Genomic DNA, 21,115 nt, shown 5'->3' on the forward strand with positions numbered 1-21,115 from the left:
AAGCCGTAAAATCAGTTAAAAAATATCAGGCCGATTTGGCTTCCAGTACGTCATTAGAGCAAAAAGCTATACAGAATGGATTGAAGGGTGGATATATTCCTCCATCCTCTGGGGGTGATCCTATTACCAATCCAGCTACTGTCCCAACAGGGAGAAACCTTTTTTCCATTGATGCAGAGAAAACACCTTCTCCAGAGGCCTGGAATGTGGGCATTAAACTGGCGAAAACACTACTAGAATCGCATTTTAAAAAGCATGGAAAATATCCGCAAAAGGTAAGCTTCACACTCTGGCCCGGAGATTTTATTGATACGGAAGGGGCTATGATTGCCCAGATTTTTTACCTGCTCGGTGTTGAGCCTGTTCGCGATCCTTTTCAACGGGTTGTGGATATCAAATTAATACCCAGCCAGGAATTAGGGCGACCAAGGGTGGATGTTGTCACCCAGACGGCAGGTCAGTTTCGGGACCTGGCAGCTTCCCGAATGTACCTCATTAATAAGGCCGTGAGAATGGCAGCAGAGGCTAATGAGTCAGCAGAAAACTTTGTAAAAGCGGGTGTGTTGGCTGCGGAACTTTTTATGAAAGATAAAGGGGTTTCCCCTAAACAGGCTCGGGAGTGGTCTACTCAAAGGGTATTTGGCGGAGTGAATGGTATTTATGGAACAAATATTATGGAGATGGTGGAGCAGGGGAATAGTTGGGAGGATGAAGCCCAAGTGGCTGAAACCTATATCAATAATATGGGCGCCATTTATGATGAAGGAGAAAATTGGGGAGCTTTTCAAAAAGGTGTTTTTGAAGCTGCCTTGCAAAATACAGAAGTAGTGGTTCAACCAAGAGAAAGTAATACCTGGGGTGGATTAAGCCTGGACCATGTTTATGAATTTATGGGCGGGTTAAGCCTGGCAGTAAGGTCGGTTACCGGCAATGACCCGGATGCTTATTTCAATGATTTTAGAAACCCAGCTAATGCAAAAGTTCAGGGATTGAAAGAAGCTTTGTGGGTGGAGGCCAGATCAACTTTACTCAATCCTAAATATATTAAAGAATATATGAAAGGTGGGGCCACTTCTGCGGAGACATTTGCTGAAACTTTCCGCAATACTTATGGCTGGAATGTGATGAAACCTGCTGAAATTGATGAGGCGCTTTGGAACAATTTACATGATGTGTACATCAATGATGCACTCGAACTGAATGTACATGAATTTTTTGAAAGGGAAAATCCTTATGCCTTGCAGGAAATGACAGCAGTGATGCTCGAAACCATAAGGAAGGGTTATTGGAAGGCTTCACCTTCACAAATTACAGCACTCACTTCCCTGCATACTGAATTGATCAAAGCTCATGAGGCCGGATGTAGTGGTTTTGTGTGTAACAATGATCAGTTACAGGCTTTTATTTCGGAGCAATTAAATGAAGAGGATTTGAGGAATTATGAAAATGCATTAAAAAAGGTGCAGGAACCTCAGCAAACCGAAGAAGGCCTGGTATTGGAAAAGGAAATTATTCAGGAAAGTGAAAAAGAATCGCAAACAGCAATAGACAGGTCCCTTGTAGTTTATGTGATCACAGGGGTGGTTTTGTTGCTTTTCATTTTTATCATCATTAAGCGGAGAAGGGACTGATATGGAATTGATGATTCAATTAATACTTGTGCTCATTGCTTTAAGTTCCTGTTTTCAGTTTAGCCACTGGAGATTACCAGCCAGGTTACTTGCAGCATTTTCACTTGCTGTCATTACTTACCTGTCATATCCCTGGGTGATTGAACAAAGTAGGGAAAGCCTGGAAAACTGGATGGATGATTCCCTAAAAATGCAGCAGTTGGCGGTAGTGCTGGTGATTGAGGCCGTAATTTTCATTTTGGTGGACTTGGCATTGCTGAAAAAGCAGTTTGGACATCCTGTGAAAAAGGCTTTGAAAGTTGCTGCTTTTTATCCGGGATTATTACTATTGGCTGTCCTGCTATACGCTCAAATGCTTTGTTTTTATACCTTTTCTGAAATAGACTTTGATCAGTTGGGAGTTTATTTTTCCCTGGTTGTATTCTTCATTTTTATGGGAATACCAGCCGGGATAGGTTGGACAATTCCCGAAGGTTATTTGAGAATGGAATTGCGATATATCCTGAGTTTCGGGCAGGTACTTGGTGGTATAGTGATTACCATTTTTTGTCAAAAATTGCCTTATCCCCAACAGGAAAATAGTGTTGAATGGCAGCCTTTTCTTATTGTGGTTGGTACTTCATTTACCACCATATTCTTTGGGTGGCTTTGGTCAAAATGGAAACAACGAACAAAATTAGAATGGAAATTTTAAATAAAATACTTTATTGGATTTCTACAGGACTGATGCTTCCTGTAGTAGTCATCCTGCTTTTTTTATTTTTGAAATCACTGGCTTCTCTGGGTAGTTTTTATGGGGATTATGTCAGTCGGCTTAAAGCTTCAAAATTATTAGCCCCATTTTTAGAGGAAGTGGCTACAAATGGCCTTAAAGCACAAAAGATTCCGGAAGGAAAAGTATCTCTTTTAGATTTTTTACAAAAATTAATGGAGGCAAAAAACTCCCCTGTAAATCGGGAAAGGATATTGGCTGATTTTGAATTGGCTATGGCCAAAAAACTGAGTACCACTAAAAGTATGTCTAAGTTAGGTCCTGTTCTTGGATTGATGGGAACCTTGATTCCCATGGGGCCGGCTCTGGTGGGACTGGCCTCCGGAAACATCGCCTCAATGGCTGAAAATATGCAGGTGGCATTTTCCACCACCGTAGTTGGCCTGATTGTAGGCGCTATCGGATATATATTAACCGAAGTAAAACAAAGATGGTATGCCAGGGATTTTTCACAACTTTCTTATATCGCTGATCTGATCACTGAGGAAAATGAAAAAGTCTTTCATTGAAGGATTATTGAGAAAGGGGAATGTATCGCCAGTCTTACAGAAATTAGCAAACTTTCCTTTATTAAAATACTCAAGTAACCACTTAGCCCGATACTTCAAACATTTTAGGGTTCACAAATTTTTAAACAGATGAAAAGAAGAAGAAATAAATTTTTAAACAGTCCGGTGGATGATGATCCCATATCTTCTGTAGCCAATCTTTTTGATGTGGCAATGGTATTTGCAGTGGCACTCATGGTGGCCCTGGTCACCCGGTTCAATATATCTGAAATTTTTACAGAAGAGGACTTTACCATGGTGAAAAATCCCGGAAAGGCAAACATGGAAATCATCACCAAAAAGGGTGAAGAAATTACCCGTTATAAATCGAATAACAGTTCACAGGGAAGTGGCAATAAAGGAAAAAGAGTGGGAACAGCTTATGAGCTGGAAAATGGTGAAATTATTTATGTTCCTGAATAAATAATAAATGGGATAAAGTCTTTTAGAACTCTGTTAAATCTTTAGAAACAGGATTGGTTATACTGGTCTTCTCTCCACTTCTATAAGGTTTTTTTATAGGTATGCAAAACCTGCTTTATCTATCCATATGCCCTTTACCCTCAAAAATTTTATCCATACATTTTTCAATTCTTGACTGCCGGGTTTTCGATTGTTTAGCTTGTGAGAAATAAAGTAAATAACCTCTTTGTCTTCCTGGTGTCAGGGTATTAAATGCTTTTTCCAAATCAGGATTTTTTTGATATGCTTCCTTAAGTTCAACAGGAATTTTATATTCAGAAGTCTTTTTCATTTTCACTTCCAATCCGGCTTTTTCAACCTCAATGGCTTCAAAAATGTACGCTTTGATGATCGATTTGAATCCATTAATTTCTTTTATATCAGTGAATCGAAATTGACGAGCTGATTGTACATTTTCCGTTTGTTGTGTTAAAAGATGATTAGCATCATTCAAAAGTACTCCTTTGTGGAAAAGTAATGCACAGTAATCTTTAAAACCATGGATTAAAACAATATTACTACCCTGAAATGTATAGCAAGGGTGCATCCATTTGAAATCTTCAGTCAAACCACAATCCAAACAAATTTCTCTTAACAGCTTTGTCTCTTCTTTCCAATTTTTAATCTTTTTTATATAAAGATCAACCTTTTCCATATTTTAATTCTTTTTTAAAGACGTAACTCTTCTTTCCTTTGGTCTGAAATACCAGGACATTCCAATGAAAATCAATAATATCAATGACGGCAAAGCCTCTATAAATAATTGACCGACTGCAAAATGAGATATGGCAGCTCCGGACATGACAAAGAAAAATCCTGCATATGCCCATTCCTTCACCAAAGGATATTTAGGAATCAGAATGACAATAACTCCTAATATCTTCCAAGTTCCGATAATGGAAAGGAAATATAATGGATAACCCAACTGAGTAACTATTTCATAATATCCACCAATTTGGAGCATTTGCTGAATGCCACCAGCCAACATTCCAAAGGCAAGAAAACTAGTCGTTGCCCAATAAATAATTTTGTTTCTCTTATCCATAGGAATTATTGTAAATTAACTAAAATTTCCTCCATCAGGTTATGCGCCCAATTGATGCCTTGTTTGAATGGTAGTTTAAGGTTTTGGTCTCTTAGATAGGGAGATTGATAAATGACTTGTTGTTTTAATCTGCTAGTTTTTGAGGTTAATGGCTCAAATGAATAAATTTCAAGTTGTACACCAAATTTCCTGTTTTCCATTTCAAAAGTTCGAATGATTTCCTGTTTTTTAATGTAATCATGAATTACACCATTAAACCCATGTTTGTTACCTTGTGGGTCCGTTGTTTCAAAACGATAGCTTCCGTGTTTTTGAAATTCGAATTTTACAACCTTAGTGCCCATCCATTGTTCAATTAAATCAGGTTCGATGTAAGCTTTGTACAAAAGAGCTACTGGTATGTCAAATTCCCGGGTTATCAAAATTTCCTGCTTACCTTCCTCTGCAATGATCCTAGTTTTATATCCCATCTTATTATTTTTTTGATTGATAGCTTTTCATTACTGATTCTAATTTGTTAAACCTTTCTTCCCAGAGTTTTCGGAAAGGCTCTATAAAATCTGCAATTTCTTTCATCCCCTCTGGATTTAACTGATAATAGATTTCCCTTCCTTTCTGCTCTTGTCTCAGAATTTCACATTCTGTTAGAATTTGAATGTGTTTGGAAATGGTTTGTCTGGAATAGTCAAAATTTTCAGCAATCACTGTTGGTGTCATAGCATTCACAGCTATTAAAGTTAAAATTGCTCTTCTTGTAGGGTCAGCAATTGCCTGAAATACATCTCTTCTTAATTTCATGAGGAGGTTTATAACAATTTGGTGAATTGAAACTCAAATCTTTTATGCAGCTATATGACAGCAAATATAAATGCAGTTATTTAGCTGCGCAATTTTTTAAGCGAAATTTTTTATTGGTCTTGAAAATTAATCACATGGTGGGTATCATGAATGGTGAGAAAGTAAAATACAGTGGCACTTTATAAGATTTTATACATAGAAATATTAAAGTTCAGTTCCTTATAACACCCAAAATTTATCCTAATGAAAACTCTTTACTTCTCTTAAGATTATTCTTTTTATTTTTGTGTATGCTTTTTTATTTAAAATAAATTCTGTGGATTCCGTTAATAATGTGGAATTCATAAAAAACTTCCTGTTTACTTATTAATTATTTTTTAATGTAAGGATAAAGAAATAAGCAATTGCCTATTTTTTATGTAATTCAGAGGAATAATTCCATATTGTTCTTCATAATAGTAATTTATCAAAAATTCAGCTTAAGGGTTCGGACAATGTCTGATCCCTTTTTTTTATTTCCTGAAATTTAATAGAAAACCAATATTTAATCCTGCTCGGTTTTAAGTTATAAGGAATCATGGGAAGATAACCTGTAATCTTAAACCTTTCGAAACCAGGGTATTGGGCTTTTAAAATCAAAATACTTTTCTGTAAGTATTATCAAAAATGAAAACGGATTAAAATTTAAAAACCCGGCAGTAGTTTCAACAATTTTATTACCCCTCCAAACCTAGAAAATAAATTTTAATATTTATTTTTAAGATAAAAAAATGCGTGATCAACACACTTTCCGGAATGGTATTGTTGATTTCCACTGAAACTGTTTGAATGAAAGAGCACCTCATCAATTCAATGTCTAAATATGTAAAACTGGATGCTGAAGAAGAAAAACTTCTAAAGAGTTTCTGGACTGAAAAAACGCTTGAAAAGGGGGATTATCTGTTGAGAAATGGAGAAACCTGCCGAACTGACAATTATGTTGTTAAAGGTGTATTAAAAGCATATTACATTAATGCAGAAAGTGGTAAAGAAGAATTATTATATTTTGCGATTGAAGATTGGTGGGCTACAGATATTGAAAGCTTTCAAAAACAAAAACCATCCATTTATAATATTCAGGCTATTGAAAAAACCGAATTACTTCAAATCCGCTATGATTCTTTTCAGGAAATGTTGAAACAAATCCCAAAACTTGAACGGTTTTTCAGAATCATCCTGGAAAATTATCTTGGAAGTTTACAAAGAAGAATAATTTTTAATAACGTGTTTGATGCAGAACAACGGTACTGCCAATTTATGGAAAATTACCCCAAAATTGCCGAGAAGGTCCCGCAATATTTATTAGCCTCATATTTAGGAATTTCCGCAGAATTTTTAAGCCGAATTCGCAAAAGGCACAAAGCATCTTAAACTAGATCAATTTTTTTTACATTTCTGCTCCTGTACTTTGCCTAAACTAAAAATTTTAAAAAAATGAACAAAGTACTAATCATTAATGCAAGTGTGAGAAAAGAAAAATCACAAAGCCGAAAATTAACACAACTTTTTGTGGAAAACTGGAAAAAGAAAAATCCTAATGATATTTTCTCTTACAGAGAAGTTGGATTGGATGAAATTCCTGCAATAAATGAAAAATGGATTGCCAGTGCATTTATAAAACCGGAAAACAGAACACCAGAAAATCAAGTGGGTGTTAAACTAAGTAATCAATTAGTCAGAGAATTTAAGGAACATAACGTTTATGTAATCGGATCACCCATGTATAATTGGTCAATTCCAAGTGGACTCAAATCTTATATCGATCAACTTATGCGAATAAACGAAACCTGGAAATTTCGTTCTGGAGAACCTGACGGGGACTATGTAGGGCTGCTAAATTCAAAAAAAATGTTTATCTTATCAAGTAGGGGGGATACAGGCTACGGAGAAAATGAAAAGAACCAACATATGAATTTTCAAACCACATACTTAAAATTTGTATTTGGGATTATGGGAATTAAAGATATAACTACCATCTCTTTGGATAATGAAGAATTTGGAGGAGACCTGTTCGAAAACTCTAAAAAAAGAATATATCAGGAAATCAAACAACTTTAAGTACTGTTGACATTATAGGCACATTTTTTAATATTAAGCTTTAATAAAAAATAGAATATAATTAATTGATAATGATTGATTTATAGGTGTATACTTAATTTTATTCTTAAAAAGAAATCAGGTTTTTTCTTTTGGCAAATTTTCACCCTTGAATGAGAAAAGTTAAAATTTTATAGGTTAAACGTTTACGCCTTTTTTATTCCGTTTTTAGCTAACTTTAACCTACCTTATATCATAGCTTACAGCGTATAAGATTATATTTCATATTTGAATTCTAAGGTCCCGGCTGCTTGGCCAGGACTTTTTTGATTTTAAGAAATATGTAAGTAATTGCTCACCAAACTTTAATTGAATTAATTCCAACTTAAGTAATTCCTGTAAGTAAAGCTAATGGGATCGTGACCTCTTTTCTCTCATCCATTGGATTACCAAATTCCTTTAACTAAATTCAATGCACACACAATCACAAAAATGATTTTTCTAAGATATTTGTGAACTCCTGGAATTTTTTTTACAAAAAAGTCACTGAAAAATTTGACTCTAACCTTACGTCATACCATAAGTTTGTTTCATAAATAAATATTCAATGCAGAAGTATACAGCAAAAGGATTATCTAATTTAGCAGGTGTAAGCGTACGAACCCTGCATTATTATGATAAAATCGGATTATTAAAACCTGCAATACGTACAGAGGCCAAGTACAGATTGTATGGGGGAAATGAATTGTTGAGGCTTCAACAAATTTTATTTTTCAAAGAACTCGACTTTCCTTTAAAAGAAATTCTGAAAATTATAAACGACCCTGAATTTGACTTAATAAAAGCGCTTGAAAGTCATGAACAGGCACTTATATTAAAACAAAAGAAAATTTCTAAAATGCTGGATACCATTGAAAAAACAATGTTAAACTTAAAAGAAAAAAAGATGATTACAGATGATGAATTATACAATGGATTCACAAAGAAGGAAGTATCTAAAAATCGTAAGGAAACAATTGAAAAGTACGGTGCAGAAGCATTAGAAAAAAGTGAGGCATACCTAAAGAAGCTTACAAAAGAGCAATTTGAAGCTTTAAAAAATGAACAAAAAGAAATATTCAAAACATTATTTAAAATTTCTAACCAGGCCCCTGATAGTAAAGAAGTACAACTAGAAGTAGCCAGACACTATAATAACATCAGGAAGTTTTGGGGAACTGTTGGTACTAAAAACACGCAATGGAAAGATTATAAAGGGCTTGGGGAGCTTTATATTGCAGATGAAAGATTCACAATAATTGATGGTAAAGCGCAACCTGATTTTGCTATATTTCTTTCAAAGGCAATGACTTATTTTGCGAATTCACAATTGAAATAGTTAATTAAGGTGGAAGAATACTCATTAGTTTAAGTATCTTCCACCTTTTTTTGATAAAGATATAACAAACAGTTATTCAGGATTTTACTACTAAAAAACCATGTTTTATTTAAAGGATTATCTACCAAGCTGCAATTTCCTTGAATGATTTCTTTGCAGTAAAAAATCATGATATTAACTTGCTTATAGAGAAAAACTCAACGAAAGGGGGACCGTAGTTTTGCTAACCTTTTGGAACCAAGGTTTCCGGTATTTTCCCCGAAACAATTAAAAAAGTTAGAGCAGAAACTTAAGATAACACAGTGTTCTATACTGCTGAGGAATTGAAAAAAATACGTCCTTACTAATCAAAAATAATTAGAGAATATGAACCACAAAATAACTTCTTTTCACTTTGGCCTGCTTTATTTGGGATTATTTTTTAGTTGTTCTGCTTTACTATTTAGTTGTGGCAAAAGTGGAAATGCTCAGCAAGAGAAAACTGTTCAGGAAGTTAAGGAAAAGACTTTGAATGTGGTTTTTGTTACAGGTGATGAAGAATACCGGTCAGAAGAATCTATGCCCATGCTGGCCAGACTGGTAAAAAGAGAACTAAATGCTAATGTAAAGGTTTGTTATGCCCTGGATTCTGCTGGTTTTATTTCTCCCAACCGAACTGATCATATTTCCGGTCTGGAAGCATTGGAAGATGCCGATCTCATGGTAATTTTTACCAGATACAGGACACTTCCTGAATCTGAAAGGAAATATATTGTGGACTATGTAGAATCGGGAAAACCAATTGTTGGTTTTAGAACTTCCACTCATGCCTTTAAATATGATTTGGAAAAAGATGCAAGTTTGGAATATTGGAATGATGAATGGCCTACCAAAGTATTCGGACAACAGTGGATTACCCACCATGGGCATTTTGATGATGGAAAAAAACCATTAACCGAAATCAAAAAAATCGAAGGTGTTGATCATCCGATTTTGAAAGGTTTTGAAGGATTTAATGCCTACTCATGGCTTTACCATGTAGACGGTGGAGAATGGAAATTGTATGGGGATAGCAAACCCTTTCTTGTAGGGCATTCCTTAAAATCGAATCATGATATGGGAGGCAGACTCGATCAATTTCCGATAGAAAACCCAGTGGCCTGGACAAAAACCTATACAGGCAGTGCAGGAAAACCTGCAAGGGTATTTTTTACCACCCTGGGTCATCCATACGATTTTAAACTTTCAAATGTACGGAAAATAGCCTTGAATGGAATTTACTGGGCATTGGAAAAGGAAAATGAGATTCCTGAAAATGGAACAAATGTAACCCTGGATGTGCCTTACGAACCCAATAACTCCGGTTTTGGACAGAAATATAAATTGAACAGAAAGCCTGAAGTGTTATAAGGGGTAATGCTTTTGGAAACTAGGCTTCTGTTAAGTTAGAAAAGTAAGTTGCCACCTATAGGAAAAAAACCTGTAAACATCCATATGGTGATCAGTGAGTGGGGGAAGGGTAGATGAAAAAATTTGATGCACTGGATATCGAATTTTTTCTTTTTTCAATCACACCCTACAAACATTTATAACTTGTTTTTTTAATTTGGCAGCACCTTTTGTATCCTAATTTATCTCACTCCTCAAATTAAAATTATGCAATGTATTATCCTTTTTTACAGACCAATTATCTTTTTATGCTTTCTAACTTTAACGATTGTAAGTTGTAAGGATAATAAATGGCAAGCCATCTATCAGGGAGAAGATACTTTAACCTTTAAACACTACCTGGGAATACCTGATTCTTCCATAATGATAGAAGGGTTAAAAAAAGATAGCCTTGGAAACTACATTCAAGGACTGGGTTATAAGGATCCTCTAAAAGTTTTTTCAATTGAAACCTTGGAAAATGAAAATGTAATTCGGATTTCGGGTCAGATAATTGGGGGGCTGATTCTTAAAGACAGTATATCCGACTATCACCTAAAATTGAAATTTAAGTGGGGAGATTTAAAATGGGGTTGGATGGAAGGCAGGCCAAAAGATGGTGGTATTTTATATCATCAGGGTAAGGTAAGACATGAATTGCAAATTCATGAGGGTGATGTTGGCAGTTATTGGGCTAAAAATGTAATTCTTGATATTCCAGCCAGATTCACAAATCAAATCCCGGAACCTATTCAAATAGCCAGACCCTTTCTTCAATCACAGGTGAGTACATTAAAAGACACAATGTTGATTTATGACAAAGATATGCCAACCCATCATTTCGAAGGAAAAAATGAATGGCAGATTGTAATAGCAAACCCATATAATGAAAGGCCACATGGTGAATGGAATGAATTAGAGGTTATTTGCTGGAAGAATCATGCTGTCCATTTGATAAATGGAAAAATTAATATGATTTTATTAAATTCTTACTTCCGAAATAATGGAGAGCTTAAACCTTTAATTTCAGGAAGACTGACTCTTCAATCAGAAGGTGCAGAATTATTTTTTAAGGATATAATGATTAGAAATTTAGATAAAACACCTAAAGTTTTGTCCCCATTTTTACCCTAAATAGCAAATAAGTTTTTTGACATCAGTTTAAATTTTCAAAGAACAAAACCTTTATTTACTTAACATAATGAAAGTTATAAACTTTTAAAAAATACCCTGAAAATTTGTAAAAAATAACAAATCACAAGATGTAATTATAAAAATTTTAGAAGTACTATCTATTTTTCTTTTTTAACCACCAATCCAGCCTTGTGTCTGGATTATAGTTTGTTGGTTTTGGTTTCGTTTCTGCTCTTTCGATTTTTAGTGTTTTCAGATCAGCCACAATTGACCAGATTGTGCCAAATCTTTCTTTGTTTAAATTTAAACAAACACATTTATCAGACAGGATTTCTTTGGCTGTTGGCAAATCCATATTAGCCACAACAGCTAAATTACTTTTTAACGTTCCAAATCGATCTGAGCTTTTACTCCATTCTACACCACCTTTATCAAAAGGCTTCATTTCTTCAGTCACAAACTGGTTCGTGATGTAGATGTATTTTTCGTCCTTTTCAGGTCGCCTTACTGTACATTTTTGTGGTGCCGATTCTACCACAACAATATCTCGATTTTGATCTGCAATAAGAAAGTTATTTGCCGATGATACCTTTGTTTCCTGAATTATTTGTATGGCCTGTTTGATATTGTTACAGTTTTCCAGGATTTTTTTTATTATAAAATGAAACCCTATTCCGGGTTGAATTTTTGTTCCATTTACAAATGACATTGCAATGAACAAGCCTTTTTCATTAATACCATCAGAACGCCCAATGAAAACATCCGATTGACTAATATAAGCGTATTTGTTTGCAGGAGCAATTAAACTACTTTCGGTGAATTTTTTAAATTCAAAAAGCATATCATAATTTCTACCTATTATAACTGAATGGCTATTCTTAAAAGCGAAAACACTACATTGTCCTGTCGGTTCAAAAATACCTAAACTTAGCAAAAAGGCTCCCAGGTTTTCGGGTTTATCATTTATTCCTTCCGCAAATCCTTTAATTTCTTCTATTGCCTCAGGATAGAATTTTTGAAGTTCTTTATAAGACTGAAGTCCAAACTCAATTTTTTGCTGGCTTATTTCGGGTAAAACGAAATTTGCCTTTTCGTATAGCAATTTCCCATATCTAAGGCCCATTTCATAGAAACTACCATATAATCTTGGATGATACATTGGCTTTTTTAAAAGTTATGATCCTTTTCAACTATTATCATTTAATCGTGGATGATTATTTTATTCAGTCATTTATTGAAATATAAATATCAATTTCTGCATCATTCCAATTTTCACTTCTTTCATCATAAATTTCAAAATCAAACCCAAACTTTCGGTTCATATCCGACTTCCAAATCTCTTCCCATTTCTTTGTAATGCAGCCTGTCATTACACCTTTGGCGGTGACTTTCCTGTAATTTTGGAAAGGGATTTCCAATGAATTCAGGTGCGATGGGATTTCTGTATTTTCATCGATTTTACAACCTATAAAATAGGAAAAGAAAGGTGTTTCCTCTCCTTCATACCCGTAATACACGGCATAAACCTCTTTGTTAGTTTTATTAGGAATGCCTTCAAATATATTTTCTTTTTCAAACCGTTGCCATAAATTACCACAATCAATGTTTGATTGATTATTTCTATTGGTTGTTTTACCCTCTAGGTTTAACCCGACCAGTTTAAATTTGGTTAATTGTATCATTTCCATGTTTGTTTAATATCATCTAGCTTTTAGGGAAAAATGATGGTTTTTTATCTTGTTTAATAAGTTCGTCTTGATGGATCTTTAAATTCATCACGAAGATAATTAAACTTTTTAGACTATCAGTTCACCCAATCTATGGTAGTTTTTAGGCAAGTTTTTCTATTTCTATACTTCTTCATCCAATTCCATAATTGCAATTCTTACCACCAGTTCAGAGGATAAAATCTTTGTGCTATCAATTTTTACTCATTTCAAAAACTGGAGGGACTAATACCAGCATTTTTGGCTTTTGCAAATACATTTCCATTATTTTTCCCCCTGTAATAGGATTCATGCCCATATATTTTATTGCACCATATCTGGGCAATCCACCAGGTTCATTAAATATAAAAGTATAGGTATCATCCTCATTATACCCGGAGGGATTAATTGGGCCAAGAGAATAGTCCCCTACTGCCTCATCAGGATCCTTTTCATACATAGCCTGAAATGCCTCGGGAACGGAAAAAGCCAATTTATCTAATGTATTATTGGAAAAACCTTCTGCCACTTTAAAATAAATATAATGTCCTTCAGATACTGAAATAAGGTTGGATGAAAATCCATGAAAGGCTAAATTGAAGTTTAAATGCCAATCCACGTTTGCCGGTAAGTTTAAGGGCTGCCCATATAAAGTAGCATTATCGAAACTAAAGCGTGTAGGATAACTTTTAAAGGCATCCAGGCCTTCATACCAGGCATCTTCGATGGGATAAGCCCAGGTAATTCTCAATTTTACAACCTTATCATAATGTGTAGTTGTTATTGTGTATGGTAAATTAATTAAAACCCCATTTCCAGAAGGCAAAGGGTTGGCTCCTTCCGTAAGAGTTTGATCATTTATAGTTTCGGTATTAATGCCAACCAGATTCTCATTTAATTCACAGGAAAACAAACAAAATATTAGGGAGATTAAAACTGGCAATGAAATAGCATAATTTTTCATAAGGTGGGTGATTTGTTGAAAAAATACTTTAGCAAAAAAAGTTGTAGTATTATTTGCAACGCAATAGTTATCAGTAGGTTAAGTTAACTTTATATATGAATTGCTAATAAGTTTTAACTACCAAAAACCTAAGGGTAAACTTTAAATAACTTTTGTTTCCACTCGTAAATTTAATCCTTCTTTTCGTATCAAAATACACAATGAAATAAGGTATCCGGGTTTCAAACATAAGAATTGTATTTTCAAGTTTACTTATAATAATTATCCAAATATTTGGTTTAATGAGTGCCGAATAAAAGTGGATTTTGGATTTTTTATCTATTTTAATTTAACCCTCACCTAGAATTAAAAATCAGAAAATGCAATTACTAAAAATGCTGTCTCGAACGGAAGAAAAATGGATCAATGAACATATTTTAAAGTTTGATGACACATTACGAAAGCATTTTAATAGAGATAAGAAAGCATTTTTAAATGCAATAATTCATTCCCTATCTATATCAACTTCTGCTGTAAAAGCAATTTTCTATGAATTAAAACATTCCGAATTAAAGTTAGAACCGGTTGCAGGATACGCCACCAAGCTTAGTAGTATAAAACATATCCCTATTGGAGAAGGGCTTGTTGGACAATGTGCCAAGAATAAAAACTTAATACATATTCAGGATCTTGCTCAGGAATATGCCACCATAAATATCTCCAATATCAAATTTAATTTGCGTAGCATATTACTGGTTCCTGTGACCTTTACTGAAAATTTATATGGAGTGATAGAACTTCATTTTATTATTGATCTTCCATCAAAATCTGTAAATTTTGTTACCAGAGCAGCCAATAGTTTAGGGGTGATGATGGAAAGCATTCGAAAAAGTGAAGAAACTGAAGCTCAAAAGGAAAAATTAACCCAAAAGGAAAAAATTCTCAAGAAAAGTGTAACCACCTTAAACAGAACAAAGGGTGAAGTCGAAAAGCAAAAACAAAGAGCCGAGAATGCCTTAAAAGAACTTTCCATCCAAAGTCAGCGGGTAAATGAAAGCATTACCTACGCCCAACGGATTCAACAATCAATTTTGCCTTCAGAACAAAAACTAAAAGAGGAATTCAGGGATGCTTTTGTAATTTTTAAGCCAAAGGATATAGTTTCTGGAGACTTTTACTGGTATGCTTCCAATGATTTATATCAATTTATCAGCGTGGTAGATTGTACCGGACACGGGGTTCCGGGGGCTTTCATGTCCATGATAGGAAATACTTTATTAAATCAGATCATTTTGGACAAAAAAGAATTTAACCCTGCAAATATACTTTTTGACATTCACCGGGGAATTCAACTCAACCTACTCCAGGATAATCAAAAAAATAAGGATGGAATGGATATGATGCTTTGTAGAATTTCGAAACAGAAAGACAAAACAGGAAAGCATGAAATTCTGGTGGCGGGTGCAAAATCATATTTATACTTAATGGAAAAGGGTGAAATAACTCCTTTTAAGGGAAACTCCCAATCCATTGGAGGAGGACAAACTCACAAGAATCTGAACTTTACATTAAAAGAATTTAAGGCTGAGGCCGGGGCAAAGTTAATTCTCCTAACTGATGGATGGATTGATAATGCAAATCAGGAACGAAAAAGATATGGCTCCAAACGCTTTAAAACAGTTCTGAAAAGCAATAGTTTTTCCCCTTTACCAATATTAAAGGAAAAATTACTGGAAGATATGGTGCTTCATCAAAAAACAGTGGAGCAAAGAGATGACATTACCTTAATCGGAATTGAATTATAAATTGTTATTAAAAACCCACAAAAATGAAAAAAGATTTTAACTACCAGGATTACATCCAACTTGAAAAAGAATTTAAAGCGAAAGAAAAATCTATGGAAGAGAGACTTTGGGTGGATTCAAATGTTGGAAAATTTGATGATATTTTAAGGTCTAATTATAATAAATCTGTTGAAGAATTTAGTAGTGTGGTCCTGGATTATATCGCTGAGTTAACAAATGCCTACCAGGGAATTTTCTATACGGTAAATGAGGAACAGCAAAAGGTTGAGGCTGTAGCAGGGTATGCCTGTAATGTGGAAAAATTAGAACAAAGGGAATTTGAAAGCGGTGAAGGACTTGTCGGGCAAACCTTAATTTCTAAAAAAAATATCATCTTTAAAGATTTACCTCCTAGTTCCGAACAAAAAGGTAATACAGAAATTCAATTAAATCCGAAGGAAATCCTTGTCCTTCCATTATTATTTAATGAATCTGTTTATGGAGTAATCAAGCTGGTATTTATTAAATCATTAGAGGAAAAATACAAATTATTGCTTGACAGAGCCTGCCAGAGCATTGGTGCTATGCTTGAAAGTATTCTCAATAACACAAAAATGGAATTATTACTCCAAAATTCTCAAAATCAAACTGAGGAGCTAAAAGCACAGGAAGAAGAGCTAAGGCAGAATATGGAGGAAATGCAGGCCACTCAGGAGGAATTAGGAAGAAAAAACCTGGAAATTGCTCAATCAGCCGCAGAGTCTAAAGGTATCCTAAAGGGAATCAATGCCACCATGGCTGTAATCGAATTTGATTCAAATGGAATCATTAAAAACGCAAATGAAAATTTCCTCAAAACGGTTCAATATTCTTTGGAAGAAATTAAGGAAAAACATCACAAATTATTTGTTCCGGAAGACATTTTGCATTCAGATGATTATCAAACTTTTTGGGAAAGGCTTGCTTCCAATCAATCTATATCTGGAATTTTCAAAAGGAAAAATTCAAAAGGAGAAATAATCTGGTTGAATGCCATCTATAGTCCGATTTTGAATGCTGAAGGAAAAGTTGAAAAGGTCATGAAGTTAGCTAATGATGTCACTTTTCAACAAGAACTCATTGCAGAATCAAAGGGGATATTAAGTGGGATAAATACCACCATGGCTACCATTGTATTTTCCCCAGATGGCATCATTCAGGAGGCCAATGATAATTTCTTAAAAACAATTGGTTATTCATTAAATGAAATTCAAGGGAAACATCATAAAATTTTTGTTTCAAAAGGAACTCAAGAAACTAATGATTATAAAACCTTTTGGTCAAGGCTGGCTTCAGGAACGCCCTTATCAGGCGTATTTCAAAGAATAGATTCAGGTGGTGAAACTATCTTGCTCAATGCCATTTATAATCCAATCCTCAATGCAGAGGGCAAAGTGATAAAAGTGATGAAATTTGCCACTGATGTGACCAATCAGCAAGGCCTGAAAGTGGAAAGAAAAATAGCCTCATAATTTAGACCTTCCTGAACAATTCATTTCGGAAACCAAAAAAAGTAAAGTCGAGCTACTAATAGTTCGACTTTACTTTTTTTATAATGATTGACAACATTTTCCTTCCTTTGACTAGGACAATTTTCAAAGGTTTTTGGGTTCCTAATTGGACTAAAACCTGATTAGCTTGCAAAAGCTTAAAAACTCCTAACCATCATAGTGGCTGCTCCAGCCGCCAGGGTAAATTTGAGACCTTCGGGAAGATCTTTTTTCAACCAAACATGCATTTTATTGACTGGATATACCTGCACCGCAGCCATTGTTTCTCCATGGAAGACAAATGTATAACCCTCAACTGGCTTCAAAACAGTAGCGGGTTTGCCGCTATCCCAACGAAATACTGGCAAAATATCAATGGACATTTGAGAATTGCTTATCAAGCCCCTGAATTTTGAGATCATATCCTCAGTAATTTCCTTATTATAAACCACTTCATTTGCAATGGGATAAGCCAACACCAAATTCCATTTGCTGGTATCCGAATTGAATGAATAAGTGGCTAATAACACCTCTCTTTCTGTTTGTTCCAAGTAAGACCAATTCGTAAGCGCCCGCCAAAAAAAGCCATAACTTTCCTTGACATCTGACACTGAAGAAACTGCAATATTTACAATAGCAGTATCTCTGTTTGTGGTGGTAAAAATAAAAGAGCTTTTCGTTTCCGATTGAATCTGAGCATCTCCACTGATAAACCAGTTTTTACTTTTTTCAGTAGTCCAACCAGCTTTACCTGAGATGATTTTGTAGGGACCAAATTCATACTTGCCTATAGTCCCGATCCCCTTGCGTTGCACAGCCAGAAGTTCACTGGCTTCCTTAAAAGTTTCTTCCAGGTAAATATAGTTCTGGCCAAACATGGGAAGGCAGAAAATGCAAAAACAACCTATTAATTGGGGCAAGTATTTTATCTTTTCCATTTCAATTATGGATGGTCCTAATCATAAAACCGTCCATATAAATTTAAGCAAAAGATGTGATTAATAAGTAGAAGGTAGTCGAAAAATCATCTTAATTACCATATAAAAATACAGTAGTATCCTTACTCAATCCTACAGTTTCCAAACCCTTTAAGCCCTTCTTTTTCAAACTTTTTACTATTCCTCTTTTGCAATTCCCGGGGGGCGTTTTTCCTGCTCGAATTCTTTCATATACTGCTGTCCAATTTCTTTCAATTCCCCTGCAATTTCTGGATATTTCTCAATTAAATTATTACTTTCCATAGGATCATCCTCCAGATTATACAATGCAAAATCTATCTGCTTATTCACCTGTTCTCCTTTTTCCCCATCTTTCCCTGGCTTTAATATATGCACATAAGCATGAGGAAAGTGCAATTTCCATTGGTCTTTACGAACAGCTTCTACATTTTCTTTTCCATAAATCTGGATATTTCTTCCTTTTTCCCCAGTATCCAATAATAATCCGCTAATATCCTTCCCATCTATTTTTCTTTTAGGTAAATCTGAGTGGGTAACCTTACTTATGGTAGGTAAAATATCAATTAAACCTGCAATTGCCTTACATTCACTATTTTTCTTAATCCTGCCTGGCCAGTGAGCAATGAACGGTACCCGCATACCTCCCTCAAAAGTAGTATGCTTTCCTTCTCTCAGCGGAGTAGCTTTTCCACCATGATTTCCGTAGACTAACCAGGGTCCATTATCCGAAGTAAAGAAAACAATAGTATTTTCTGCTAAACCAAGGGAATCCAATTTATCCAAAATGGCTCCAACTGACCAATCTAATTCATTTATCACATCTCCGTAGACTCCTCCTTCTGTTGAACTTTCAAATTCTTTTGAACGAAAAAGTGGCACATGAGGCATGGAATGAGCCAGGTAAAGGAAAAAGGGTTGATGTTCATTCCTGTCTATAAACGATAAAGCTTTTTCTGTGTAACGTTTTGTGAGCAAAGACTGATCCGGTTCATATTCTAAAACCTCTTCATTTTCCATAAGCGGAAGCGCTCCATATCCTTTGTATGCTAACATATCGTTAGAATAGGGCAAACCGAAATATTCATCAAAACCCTGCCGGGTAGGTAAATGTGCTTCATGATGACCAAGATGCCACTTTCCAATACAGGCAGTTTGATATCCTTGTTTTTTGAGTAATTCTGCAATCGTTTCTTCTTCCGGATTTAAACCTTTATTATAAACTTTTAATGTCCACTCAGGACCTTTTGGAGCCACAACTGAAGGCATCCCCACTCTTACCGGATAACAACCTGTCAGTAAAGCAGCTCTTGAAGGACTACAATTTGGGGCGGAATAAAAATCTGTAAACTTCATCCCATTTTTTGCCATTTGATCTAACCTCGGGGTTTCATAAGCAGTCTGCCCATAGCAACTGAGGTCATTATACCCTAAATCATCAGCAAGGATAAAAATAATATTAGGTTGATCCATTTGGTTTTGGGAAATGGCTCCTGATATGTTTAAACCATAAAAAACACAAATTGTAATCAATAATTTGAGGTTCATTTTTTCTATTTTTTACTTTAATTTTCAAATGATTGGTGTGCCTGAATTACCTGGTGTAGTTGGTTATAAACCTTCTTTTCTGATTTGGTTAAATCATTGAATGGCAAAGCGTTTTGCTCTTTAAAATCCTGGTTGAAACGATAAAAATCCCCTGTTTCATAAAGTTTATAATCCTGATTGAAAGCATATTTTTTGGGCTTAAAATCTCTCCCTTTTGCATTATAATCACAATAAATATAAGGTTTAGCCACTCCTTTTTCCCCAATTAAATCCGGGTAAAAACTTATTCCATCCAACTTCAAATTTGCAGGAAGTTTACCCTTAGCCAAATCTGAAAGGGTAGGCAGGAAATCTGAAAAATCTACTAATCTTTCTACAGTTTTCACCTTGAATTTATTCAATTTCCCCCAACTTACCATTAGAGGAACATGTGTGCCAAATTTTGTGGTATTTCCTTTATCACCATTTACCAATTGCCCCTGATACCGTGACAAAATACTGGGATGTGTACCGTTATCGCCTGTAAAAATCACTATGGTGTTTTCTAGCATGTCAAGGCTGTCCAATCCCGTTACCAATTTCCCAAATATTTTATCCATATAGGTCACCATATTTTTAAAATAAAGAGTATCGGAAAAGTCGGTAAAAGATTTTTCTGAATAATCCTTTTCACCAGGAGTAGGTTGAAAAGGATCATGTACAAGAGCCATGGGATAATAAGCAAATACAGGATTACCAGAAGATTTATGTTTTTTAAAAAAATCCAGAATAAAATTGCTATGGATATCTGGTCCGTATTCTCCATTTTTTTGATCTGTTATCTCTCCATTGATATTAATGATGGGGTTTTTATAACGTCTCCAAAAATCTCCCTCCTTTAATTGCCAAAGGGAAAACTCTTCAAATCCAAATTGATGCACATTTGCCTCACCACCACCAAGCTGCCATTTTCCTGCTATAACTGTTTTGTAACCTGCCTCCTGCATGGCATTTCCAAAAGTGTATTCCGATGGATTCAAATACCCAAACTTTTCATAATTTCTCCAGTTTCCCTTCCCAGTCATTAATTTCACGCGTGATGGCGTGCAAAGTGGCTGCGAGTAACAATGGGAAAACACGGTAGCATTTTGGGCAAATTTTTCCAAATTGGGCATAACATAAGAAGTCCCTCCATAAGGCTTCATCACCTCAACTCCCATGTCATCTACCATTATTAATAAAATATGAGGAAGATCCGGAGCAGAGTTAGATATTTTTTCTTCTCCACATGAAAGGACAACTATTGCACTAAAAGCAATTAGCTTAAGCAAATATTTTTGCATTTATATTTCAATAAATTACCAGAAAATGATTGGCCGAGGATTACTCAGCCAATCTTAAAATACAACTCAAAATATC

21 protein-coding genes are annotated in these 21,115 nt (G+C 34.9%); 11 read left to right on the top strand and 10 right to left on the bottom strand.

Going from position 1 to position 21,115, the window contains the following annotated elements:
• The 4 genes from A3EM_RS0129790 to A3EM_RS0129805 form a co-directional block, all read left to right on the top strand.
• Positions 1-1,631, top strand: a 1,631-nt coding sequence (locus tag A3EM_RS0129790) for a cobaltochelatase subunit CobN (protein ID WP_020531913.1), incomplete at its 5' end; no start/stop codon positions are given.
• 10 nt (positions 1,632-1,641) lie between these two features.
• Positions 1,642-2,325, top strand: coding sequence for a hypothetical protein (locus A3EM_RS0129795; protein ID WP_169513430.1), 684 nt, complete (start codon positions 1,642-1,644; stop codon positions 2,323-2,325).
• Positions 2,313-2,912 carry a MotA/TolQ/ExbB proton channel family protein gene (locus tag A3EM_RS0129800; RefSeq protein WP_020531915.1) on the top strand — a complete coding sequence of 200 codons (600 nt, stop codon included), beginning with the start codon at positions 2,313-2,315 and terminating at the stop codon, positions 2,910-2,912. The genes A3EM_RS0129795 and A3EM_RS0129800 overlap by 13 nt, the downstream gene beginning before the upstream one ends.
• 129 nt (positions 2,913-3,041) lie before the next feature.
• Entirely contained in the window at positions 3,042-3,374 is a 333-nt protein-coding gene (locus A3EM_RS0129805) for a DUF2149 domain-containing protein (RefSeq protein WP_020531916.1), read from the top strand.
• A 115-nt stretch (positions 3,375-3,489) separates the two neighbouring features.
• Here A3EM_RS0129805 and A3EM_RS47365 read toward each other — a convergent pair whose 3' ends face one another.
• From A3EM_RS47365 to A3EM_RS0129825, 4 genes are read right to left on the bottom strand one after another with little or no spacing between them, the layout of a single operon-like run.
• Positions 3,490-4,068: a YdeI/OmpD-associated family protein gene (locus A3EM_RS47365; RefSeq protein ID WP_020531917.1), complete on the bottom strand. Its 579-nt coding sequence runs from the start codon at positions 4,066-4,068 to the stop codon at positions 3,490-3,492.
• A 3-nt stretch (positions 4,069-4,071) separates the two neighbouring features.
• A complete protein-coding gene (locus tag A3EM_RS47370) occupies positions 4,072-4,458 on the bottom strand; it encodes a DoxX family protein (protein ID WP_020531918.1) in 387 nt (128 codons plus the stop codon).
• Between the two features lie 5 nt (positions 4,459-4,463).
• The gene (locus A3EM_RS0129820) at positions 4,464-4,928 is read right to left on the bottom strand and encodes an SRPBCC domain-containing protein (protein WP_020531919.1); all 465 of its coding nucleotides are present in this window, start codon (positions 4,926-4,928) and stop codon (positions 4,464-4,466) included.
• Between the two features lie 4 nt (positions 4,929-4,932).
• A complete protein-coding gene (locus tag A3EM_RS0129825) occupies positions 4,933-5,256 on the bottom strand; it encodes an ArsR/SmtB family transcription factor (protein WP_020531920.1) in 324 nt (107 codons plus the stop codon).
• An 828-nt stretch (positions 5,257-6,084) separates the two neighbouring features.
• Here A3EM_RS0129825 and A3EM_RS0129835 point away from each other — a divergent pair.
• The 5 genes from A3EM_RS0129835 (at position 6,085) to A3EM_RS0129860 (ending at position 11,251) form a co-directional block, all read left to right on the top strand.
• Positions 6,085-6,666 (top strand): Crp/Fnr family transcriptional regulator, encoded by a 582-nt coding sequence (locus A3EM_RS0129835; RefSeq protein WP_020531922.1) that lies wholly within the window; start codon positions 6,085-6,087, stop codon positions 6,664-6,666.
• Between the two features lie 63 nt (positions 6,667-6,729).
• Positions 6,730-7,353, top strand: a complete 624-nt coding sequence (locus A3EM_RS0129840; RefSeq protein ID WP_020531923.1) for an FMN-dependent NADH-azoreductase — start codon at positions 6,730-6,732, stop codon at positions 7,351-7,353.
• A gap of 586 nt (positions 7,354-7,939) precedes the next feature.
• On the top strand, positions 7,940-8,710 hold the full coding sequence (locus A3EM_RS0129845) for a MerR family transcriptional regulator (RefSeq protein ID WP_020531924.1): 771 nt from the start codon (positions 7,940-7,942) through the stop codon (positions 8,708-8,710).
• Between the two features lie 366 nt (positions 8,711-9,076).
• Positions 9,077-10,099 (top strand): ThuA domain-containing protein, encoded by a 1,023-nt coding sequence (locus tag A3EM_RS0129855; protein WP_020531926.1) that lies wholly within the window; start codon positions 9,077-9,079, stop codon positions 10,097-10,099.
• A 246-nt stretch (positions 10,100-10,345) separates the two neighbouring features.
• Positions 10,346-11,251: a 3-keto-alpha-glucoside-1,2-lyase-like domain-containing protein gene (locus tag A3EM_RS0129860; RefSeq protein WP_020531927.1), complete on the top strand. Its 906-nt coding sequence runs from the start codon at positions 10,346-10,348 to the stop codon at positions 11,249-11,251.
• Positions 11,252-11,405: 154 nt separating this feature from the next.
• Here the strand turns inward: A3EM_RS0129860 and A3EM_RS0129865 are convergent, their stop codons facing one another.
• The 3 genes from A3EM_RS0129865 to A3EM_RS0129875 form a co-directional block, all read right to left on the bottom strand.
• Positions 11,406-12,410, bottom strand: coding sequence for a C45 family autoproteolytic acyltransferase/hydrolase (locus tag A3EM_RS0129865; RefSeq protein WP_020531928.1), 1,005 nt, complete (start codon positions 12,408-12,410; stop codon positions 11,406-11,408).
• Positions 12,411-12,474: 64 nt separating this feature from the next.
• Entirely contained in the window at positions 12,475-12,933 is a 459-nt protein-coding gene (locus tag A3EM_RS0129870) for a GyrI-like domain-containing protein (protein ID WP_157638167.1), read from the bottom strand.
• Positions 12,934-13,171: 238 nt separating this feature from the next.
• On the bottom strand, positions 13,172-13,921 hold the full coding sequence (locus A3EM_RS0129875; RefSeq protein WP_020531930.1) for a hypothetical protein: 750 nt from the start codon (positions 13,919-13,921) through the stop codon (positions 13,172-13,174).
• Between the two features lie 359 nt (positions 13,922-14,280).
• On the opposite strand from A3EM_RS0129875, the gene A3EM_RS0129880 reads away from it, so the two are divergent.
• Complete coding sequence (locus A3EM_RS0129880) at positions 14,281-15,705, top strand: GAF domain-containing SpoIIE family protein phosphatase (RefSeq protein WP_020531931.1); 1,425 nt, start codon at positions 14,281-14,283, stop codon at positions 15,703-15,705.
• A 23-nt stretch (positions 15,706-15,728) separates the two neighbouring features.
• Positions 15,729-17,195, top strand: coding sequence for a PAS domain S-box protein (locus A3EM_RS46410; protein ID WP_020531932.1), 1,467 nt, complete (start codon positions 15,729-15,731; stop codon positions 17,193-17,195).
• A 176-nt stretch (positions 17,196-17,371) separates the two neighbouring features.
• Here A3EM_RS46410 and A3EM_RS0129890 read toward each other — a convergent pair whose 3' ends face one another.
• The 3 genes from A3EM_RS0129890 to A3EM_RS0129900 all read right to left on the bottom strand — a co-directional run bounded on the left by A3EM_RS0129890 (position 17,372) and on the right by A3EM_RS0129900 (position 21,039).
• Positions 17,372-18,151: a hypothetical protein gene (locus A3EM_RS0129890; protein WP_157638168.1), complete on the bottom strand. Its 780-nt coding sequence runs from the start codon at positions 18,149-18,151 to the stop codon at positions 17,372-17,374.
• Positions 18,152-18,328: 177 nt separating this feature from the next.
• Positions 18,329-19,717 (bottom strand): sulfatase family protein, encoded by a 1,389-nt coding sequence (locus A3EM_RS0129895; protein ID WP_020531934.1) that lies wholly within the window; start codon positions 19,715-19,717, stop codon positions 18,329-18,331.
• Between the two features lie 17 nt (positions 19,718-19,734).
• Positions 19,735-21,039, bottom strand: coding sequence for a sulfatase family protein (locus tag A3EM_RS0129900; protein WP_020531935.1), 1,305 nt, complete (start codon positions 21,037-21,039; stop codon positions 19,735-19,737).
• Positions 21,040-21,115: the final 76 nt, after the last annotated feature.

This window comes from Flexithrix dorotheae DSM 6795, assembly GCF_000379765.1.
In the GTDB taxonomy this organism is placed as follows: Bacteria; Bacteroidota; Bacteroidia; order Cytophagales; family Flammeovirgaceae; genus Flexithrix; species Flexithrix dorotheae.

What these genes read in the sequence shown, in the direction of transcription:
- A3EM_RS0129900 (WP_020531935.1), bottom strand. Translation starts at nt 21,039, where the DNA reads ATGCAAAAATATTTGCTTAAGCTAATTGCTTTTAGTGCAATAGTTGTC.
- A3EM_RS0129880 (WP_020531931.1), top strand. Translation starts at nt 14,281, where the DNA reads ATGCAATTACTAAAAATGCTGTCTCGAACGGAAGAAAAATGGATCAAT.
- A3EM_RS0129825 (WP_020531920.1), bottom strand. Translation starts at nt 5,256, where the DNA reads ATGAAATTAAGAAGAGATGTATTTCAGGCAATTGCTGACCCTACAAGA.
- A3EM_RS46410 (WP_020531932.1), top strand. Translation starts at nt 15,729, where the DNA reads ATGAAAAAAGATTTTAACTACCAGGATTACATCCAACTTGAAAAAGAA.
- A3EM_RS0129895 (WP_020531934.1), bottom strand. Translation starts at nt 19,717, where the DNA reads ATGAACCTCAAATTATTGATTACAATTTGTGTTTTTTATGGTTTAAAC.
- A3EM_RS0129855 (WP_020531926.1), top strand. Translation starts at nt 9,077, where the DNA reads ATGAACCACAAAATAACTTCTTTTCACTTTGGCCTGCTTTATTTGGGA.
- A3EM_RS0129845 (WP_020531924.1), top strand. Translation starts at nt 7,940, where the DNA reads ATGCAGAAGTATACAGCAAAAGGATTATCTAATTTAGCAGGTGTAAGC.
- A3EM_RS0129875 (WP_020531930.1), bottom strand. Translation starts at nt 13,921, where the DNA reads ATGAAAAATTATGCTATTTCATTGCCAGTTTTAATCTCCCTAATATTT.
- A3EM_RS47370 (WP_020531918.1), bottom strand. Translation starts at nt 4,458, where the DNA reads ATGGATAAGAGAAACAAAATTATTTATTGGGCAACGACTAGTTTTCTT.
- A3EM_RS0129860 (WP_020531927.1), top strand. Translation starts at nt 10,346, where the DNA reads ATGCAATGTATTATCCTTTTTTACAGACCAATTATCTTTTTATGCTTT.
- A3EM_RS0129820 (WP_020531919.1), bottom strand. Translation starts at nt 4,928, where the DNA reads ATGGGATATAAAACTAGGATCATTGCAGAGGAAGGTAAGCAGGAAATT.
- A3EM_RS47365 (WP_020531917.1), bottom strand. Translation starts at nt 4,068, where the DNA reads ATGGAAAAGGTTGATCTTTATATAAAAAAGATTAAAAATTGGAAAGAA.
- A3EM_RS0129870 (WP_157638167.1), bottom strand. Translation starts at nt 12,933, where the DNA reads ATGATACAATTAACCAAATTTAAACTGGTCGGGTTAAACCTAGAGGGT.
- A3EM_RS0129840 (WP_020531923.1), top strand. Translation starts at nt 6,730, where the DNA reads ATGAACAAAGTACTAATCATTAATGCAAGTGTGAGAAAAGAAAAATCA.
- A3EM_RS0129890 (WP_157638168.1), bottom strand. Translation starts at nt 18,151, where the DNA reads ATGGAAAAGATAAAATACTTGCCCCAATTAATAGGTTGTTTTTGCATT.
- A3EM_RS0129835 (WP_020531922.1), top strand. Translation starts at nt 6,085, where the DNA reads ATGAAAGAGCACCTCATCAATTCAATGTCTAAATATGTAAAACTGGAT.
- A3EM_RS0129865 (WP_020531928.1), bottom strand. Translation starts at nt 12,410, where the DNA reads ATGTATCATCCAAGATTATATGGTAGTTTCTATGAAATGGGCCTTAGA.
- A3EM_RS0129805 (WP_020531916.1), top strand. Translation starts at nt 3,042, where the DNA reads ATGAAAAGAAGAAGAAATAAATTTTTAAACAGTCCGGTGGATGATGAT.
- A3EM_RS0129795 (WP_169513430.1), top strand. Translation starts at nt 1,642, where the DNA reads ATGATTCAATTAATACTTGTGCTCATTGCTTTAAGTTCCTGTTTTCAG.
- A3EM_RS0129800 (WP_020531915.1), top strand. Translation starts at nt 2,313, where the DNA reads ATGGAAATTTTAAATAAAATACTTTATTGGATTTCTACAGGACTGATG.